5 protein-coding genes and 1 pseudogene are annotated in these 4,988 nt (G+C 54.7%); 4 read left to right on the forward strand and 2 right to left on the reverse strand.

Annotated elements, in window-relative coordinates; translation table 11 throughout:
• Positions 1-508 (forward strand): annotated as a pseudogene (gene qseF, locus HP459_RS21285) (two-component system response regulator QseF/GlrR); the annotation flags it as partial.
• An 80-nt stretch (positions 509-588) separates the two neighbouring features.
• Positions 589-927 carry a nitrogen regulatory protein P-II gene (gene glnB, locus HP459_RS21290; protein WP_003860685.1) on the forward strand — a complete coding sequence of 113 codons (339 nt, stop codon included), beginning with the start codon at positions 589-591 and terminating at the stop codon, positions 925-927.
• Between the two features lie 80 nt (positions 928-1,007).
• Here glnB and hmpA read toward each other — a convergent pair whose 3' ends face one another.
• Positions 1,008-2,198: an NO-inducible flavohemoprotein gene (gene hmpA / locus HP459_RS21295; protein ID WP_032623756.1), complete on the reverse strand. Its 1,191-nt coding sequence runs from the start codon at positions 2,196-2,198 to the stop codon at positions 1,008-1,010.
• Between the two features lie 304 nt (positions 2,199-2,502).
• Here hmpA and glyA point away from each other — a divergent pair, with 304 nt between their 5' ends.
• Positions 2,503-3,756 (forward strand): serine hydroxymethyltransferase, encoded by a 1,254-nt coding sequence (glyA, locus tag HP459_RS21300; protein WP_003860678.1) that lies wholly within the window; start codon positions 2,503-2,505, stop codon positions 3,754-3,756.
• Positions 3,757-3,809: 53 nt separating this feature from the next.
• Here glyA and HP459_RS21305 read toward each other — a convergent pair whose 3' ends face one another.
• Positions 3,810-4,232 (reverse strand): DoxX family protein, encoded by a 423-nt coding sequence (locus HP459_RS21305; protein WP_022649025.1) that lies wholly within the window; start codon positions 4,230-4,232, stop codon positions 3,810-3,812.
• Between the two features lie 172 nt (positions 4,233-4,404).
• On the opposite strand from HP459_RS21305, the gene HP459_RS21310 reads away from it, so the two are divergent.
• A partial coding sequence (locus HP459_RS21310; RefSeq protein ID WP_171936797.1) for a 3-phenylpropionate MFS transporter occupies positions 4,405-4,988 on the forward strand: 584 nt, incomplete at its 3' end.

A 4,988-nucleotide genomic window follows, 5' to 3' on the forward strand; every position in this document is an offset into this window, starting at 1 on the left:
CCACCGTGATTTACCCAAGGTGATGGCGCGCAACGAGTTCCGCGAAGATCTCTACTATCGACTGAATGTCGTCAACCTGAAAATCCCGGCGCTGGCCGAGCGTGCGGAAGATATCCCGCTGCTGGCAAATCACCTTTTGCGCCAGGCCGCTGACCGCCACAAACCGTTTGTGCGCGCGTTCTCCACCGATGCGATGAAACGCCTGATGACCGCAAGCTGGCCGGGTAACGTACGCCAGCTGGTGAACGTGATTGAGCAGTGCGTGGCGCTGACGTCATCGCCGGTGATCAGCGATGCGCTGGTGGAGCAGGCGCTCGAGGGGGAAAACACGGCCTTACCGACGTTTGCGGAAGCGCGAAATCAGTTCGAGCTGAACTATCTGCGCAAGCTGCTGCAAATCACCAAAGGCAACGTGACCCACGCGGCGCGCATGGCCGGGCGTAACCGTACCGAGTTCTATAAATTGCTCTCACGCCACGAGCTGGAAGCGAACGATTTTAAAGAGTAATACCGCAAAATTCGCCTGAATATGATACTGTGAGCAACCGATTACGAGGCTGCTTACTGGCAAGAGTTTAAGGACCCACCATGAAAAAAATTGATGCGATTATTAAACCTTTCAAACTGGATGATGTACGTGAAGCGCTGGCAGAAGTAGGCATCACCGGGATGACCGTAACTGAAGTGAAAGGTTTTGGTCGTCAGAAGGGCCACACCGAGCTATACCGTGGCGCAGAGTACATGGTGGACTTTCTGCCGAAAGTGAAAATCGAGATCGTGGTGAGCGATGATATCGTCGATACCTGTGTGGATACCATCATCCGCACGGCGCAGACCGGTAAAATTGGCGACGGGAAAATCTTCGTCTTTGACGTGGCGCGCGTGATCCGTATCCGTACCGGCGAAGAAGACGACGCGGCGATTTAACATTCTTGCCGGGTGGCGCTGCGCTTACCCGGCCTACAGAACCCTTCGCAGGTCCGTGCAAGCGCAGCGCCGCCGGGCGATTACAGCACTTTATGCGGGCCGAAACATTCGTAATGAATGTTGTCTTTGTTCACGCCCAGGTCTACCAGCTGCTTCGCGGCATACTGCATAAACGCTACCGGCCCACACACGTAGAACTGCATCCCCGGTGCGCTAAACGCCCCTTCGTGCTGCCCTAAATTCATCAGGCCTTCACTGTCAAAACGTGCCGCTGCGCGGTCAGCTTCAGTAGGTAAACGATACCAGGTATGCGCGGTAAAGTGTGGCAGACCCGCTCCGAGCGCTTTCACTTCATCTGCAAAGGCGTGCACATCACCGTTTTCGGCCGCGTGGAACCAGTTAACCTGCGCGCTGTGGTTTGATTTTGCCAGCGTATCCAGCATCGCCAGCATTGGCGTTTGACCAACACCTGCGGAAATCAGCGTCACCGGGGTACCCGATTCCACCGCCATAAAGAAATCACCCGCTGGCGCGGCCAGATGAACGATATCACCCACGCTGGCGACGTTATGCAGCCAGCTGGATACCTGACCGCCTTCCTCACGTTTAACCGCAATGCGATAGCCTTTGCCGTCTGGCTTGCGGGTCAGGGAGTACTGGCGAATCTCCTGGTGCGGGAAGCCTTCAGGCTTCAGCCAGACGCCCAGATACTGCCCCGGCTGGTAATCGGCAACTGGCTGGCCGTCCACCGGCTCAAACTCAAAGCTGGTGATCAGTGCGCTGCGCGGGGTTTTCTCAACGATGCGGAAAGCACGCGTGCCTTCCCAGCCGCCATTCTTGCTGGCGTTTTCGCTGTAGATCTGCGCTTCACGGTTGATGAACACGTTTGCCAGCACGCCGTATGCCTTACCCCAGGCATCCAGCACTTCCTGGCCCGGGCTGAACATTTCGTCCAGGGTTGCCAGCAGGTGACTGCCCACGATGTTGTACTGCTCAGGTTTGATCTGGAAGCTGGTGTGCTTCTGGGCGATTTTTTCCACCGCAGGCAGCAGAGCCGGCAGGTTTTCGATGTTGCTGGCATAGGCGGCAATAGCGTTAAACAGCGCTTCGCGCTGATCGCCGTTACGCTGGTTGCTCATGTTGAAAATCTCTTTGAGCTCCGGGTTATGCGCGAACATGCGATCGTAGAAATGAGCGGTCAGTTTAGGACCCGTTTCAACCAGCAGGGGGATTGTGGCTTTCACGGTAGCGATGGTTTGGGCGTCGAGCATAGCAGCTTCCTTCTGATGTTACTTTAATGATGTATTTTAAATGCATCTTATAAAAATAACCCTGCAATGTAAATGGTTCTTTGCATCGTGAAAAATATGCATCACAAAGCTGAAAAGAAATCCGTTGAAAATGGCGAGAGCTTTATTGCTCAAACCCTTGCGTGGCGTGGAGGTAAACGTTTGCGTAAAATCGTTTGTCAAGACCTGTTATCGCAGAACTATTCAGTTATACTGTTGCCCGTCGTCCAACAGGACTGCCTTTTCAGGCCAAAAATTTACTTGTTAGCTGAGTCAGGAGATGCGGATGTTAAAGCGTGAAATGAACATTGCCGATTATGATGCCGAACTGTGGCAGGCTATGGAGCAGGAAAAAGTACGTCAGGAAGAGCACATCGAACTGATCGCCTCCGAAAACTACACCAGCCCGCGCGTGATGCAGGCGCAGGGTTCTCAGCTGACCAACAAATATGCTGAAGGTTATCCGGGCAAGCGCTACTACGGCGGTTGCGAATACGTTGATATCGTTGAGCAACTGGCGATTGACCGTGCGAAAGAACTCTTTGGCGCTGACTACGCGAACGTCCAGCCGCACTCTGGCTCTCAGGCTAACTTCGCTGTTTACACCGCGCTGTTGCAGCCGGGCGATACCGTTCTGGGTATGAACCTGGCGCAGGGCGGCCACCTGACTCACGGCTCTCCGGTTAACTTCTCTGGCAAACTGTACAACATCATCCCTTACGGTATTGATGAGTCCGGTAAAATTGACTACGAAGACATGGCGAAGCAGGCCAAAGAGCACAAGCCGAAGATGATCATCGGTGGCTTCTCTGCTTACTCCGGCATCGTTGACTGGGCAAAAATGCGTGAAATCGCTGACAGCATCGGCGCGTACCTGTTCGTCGACATGGCGCACGTTGCCGGTCTGATTGCCGCTGGCGTTTACCCGAACCCGGTTCCACATGCGCACGTTGTGACCACCACCACCCACAAAACCCTGGCGGGTCCACGCGGTGGCCTGATCCTGGCGAAAGGCGGTGACGAAGAGCTGTACAAAAAGCTGAACTCCGCCGTGTTCCCAAGCGCCCAGGGCGGCCCGCTGATGCACGTTATCGCCGCGAAAGCCGTCGCGCTGAAAGAAGCGATGGAGCCAGAGTTCAAGGTTTATCAGCAGCAGGTTGCTAAAAACGCCAAAGCGATGGTGGAAGTGTTCCTGAACCGTGGTTACAAAGTGGTCTCTGGCGGGACTGAAAACCACCTGTTCCTGCTGGATCTTGTCGACAAGAACCTGACCGGTAAAGAAGCTGACGCAGCCCTCGGCCGCGCCAACATCACCGTGAACAAAAACAGCGTGCCAAACGATCCGAAGAGCCCGTTCGTGACTTCCGGTATCCGTATCGGTTCTCCGGCCGTAACTCGCCGTGGCTTTAAAGAAGCGGAAGTGAAAGAGCTGGCGGGCTGGATGTGTGACGTTCTGGACAACATCAATGACGACGCGGTTATCGAGCGCGTTAAAGGTAAAGTTCTGGACATCTGCGCACGCTTCCCGGTGTACGCATAATTCTCTGCGTTTCAGAACTGAAAAAGGCCGCTCATGCGGCCTTTTTTTATGGGCTAACGTCGGTCGAGGGAGATGGCCCCCGGCCCGGTTATCGCCAGCAAAATAAAGGCGCCAGCGATACTCACATTTTTATAGAAGTTAATCATATTTGGCAGGACCGCATCGCCCGTCATTTCCCAGTAGTGGTGTCCAATCACCGCCGTTCCCAGCGTATAGAAGACAAAGATCACCGCGAGGGGGCGGGTAAAAAAGCCCAGAACGATCAGAATCGCGGCGGGGATTTCCATTACCACCGCAATAATCGCGGCCAGCATGGGCATGGGGGCGCCGAGCGACGTCATGTACTGAACGGTGCCGCTAAACCCCGTTAGCTTGGGATAACCGAAAATAATAAACAGGACCACGATAGCAATGCGGGCAATTAAAAGCAGGAGAGAACGAGAGGATCCGAAATCGAAATAACGTAAGCTGTTCATGGCAAACGACCTCTTCAGGCGATGTCTTATAAACGTAATACAGTTTTACCGCTCTCGCCATACGCTGTACGGCTGGTGATGATGTTAATTTTTAGTTAATTTATAGCGCGCTAACGACTTGCTAAAGTCAGGGATTAACGCCAGACTATCGCCTCCATTTCGGGAGGGATTCATGGTCTTGCATTCCACGCGCTGGCTGGCGCTCAGCTATTTCACCTATTTCTTTAGTTACGGTATTTTTTTGCCTTTCTGGAGCGTCTGGCTCAAGGGAATTGGTCTGACGCCTGAGACCATCGGCATCCTGCTGGGCGCGGGGCTGGTGGCGCGTTTCCTGGGTAGCCTGCTGATTGCGCCCCGCGTCAGCGATCCCTCCTTACTGATTAAAGCGGTGCGAATTCTGGCCCTGCTGACGCTGGTCTTTGCGGCCTGCTTCTGGGTCAGCCACCAGTTTGCCTGGCTGATGGTGGTGATGGTTGGCTTTAATCTGTTCTTCTCCCCGCTGGTGCCGCTGACGGATGCCCTGGCGAACACCTGGCAAAAGCAGATCACCATGGACTATGGCCGCGTGCGCCTGTGGGGATCGATTGCCTTCGTGATTGGCTCTGCGCTGGTCGGGAAACTGGTCAGCCTCTATGACTATCGCGCCATTCTGGCCCTGTTAACGCTCGGCATCGCCTCGATGCTGCTCGGTATGTTGCTGCGTCCGTCGGTGATGCCGCAGGGCGAAAGCCGCCATCAGGAGAGCGCTGGCTGGCC

Origin of the sequence: Enterobacter sp. CM29, from assembly GCF_013179605.1 — a bacterium.
GTDB classification, from domain to species: domain Bacteria; phylum Pseudomonadota; class Gammaproteobacteria; order Enterobacterales; family Enterobacteriaceae; genus Enterobacter; species Enterobacter intestinihominis.